The 802-nt window shown below is 78.7% G+C and carries 1 pseudogene; it reads left to right on the plus strand.

The window, feature by feature from the left end:
• Positions 1-10: 10 nt before the first annotated feature.
• Positions 11-802 (plus strand): annotated as a pseudogene (locus G3I41_RS05980) (ATP-binding protein); the annotation flags it as partial.

The following is an 802-nucleotide window of genomic DNA, read 5'->3' on the forward strand; positions in this document are numbered from 1 at the left end:
GGGCGGCCCGGTGACCACCGCACAGCGGAGCCCCGCCGCGGCCGGCACCGCCGTCGCCGAGCTCTGGGAACGGCTCGGGCACGTGGAGCGGCGCGTCCGGGCCGCCGTCGCGCTGCGGCACGAGGGCGACCCCACGCCGGACGACCCGTTCCGGGGACAGTACCTCACGCCCGCCGCCGCCGAACGCGTCCTGGACTCGCGCGACGCCTTCCTGCCCGTGCCGGACCTCGGGACCGACGCACCCCCGGAGCGCGGGCGGATCGCGGAGCTGGCCGGGCGGTTCGGGCTGACCGGGCCGGACGTCGACCTCCTGCTCGTCGCCCTGGCACCGGACATCGACGCGCGGTTCGAGCGGCTGTACGGGTATCTCAACGACGACCTGACCCGGCGCCGTGCCACGATCGGCCTGGCGCTCGAACTGTGCGGGCTGCCCGGCGCCGGCCCGGGCCGGTTCCGGTTCGCGCCGTCCGCGCCGCTCGTCGCGGCCGGTTTGGTGGAGGTGCTGGAGCCCGAACGCCCCCTGCTCTCCCGGGTACTGCGCGTCCCGGACCGGATCACCGCGCATCTGCTCGGCGACGACGGGGTGGACGCCCGGGTGCACGGCCTGGTCCGGGTGGCGGGCCCGGACGAGGAGCCGGACGGCGGCCCGGTCACCCGGCGCGTCGCGTCGGCGGCCTCCACCGGGAGCGGGTTCGTGCATCTGCTGGACCGGGGCGGCGACCCGGCCCGGCTCGCCGTCGGGGCGCTCACCGCGTCCGGGCTGCGCCCGCTCCTCGTGGACGCGGCGGCGCTGGCGGCGGCG

It is taken from the genome of Streptomyces sp. SID9727 (assembly GCF_010550605.1).
GTDB lineage: Bacteria > Actinomycetota > Actinomycetes > Streptomycetales > Streptomycetaceae > Streptomyces.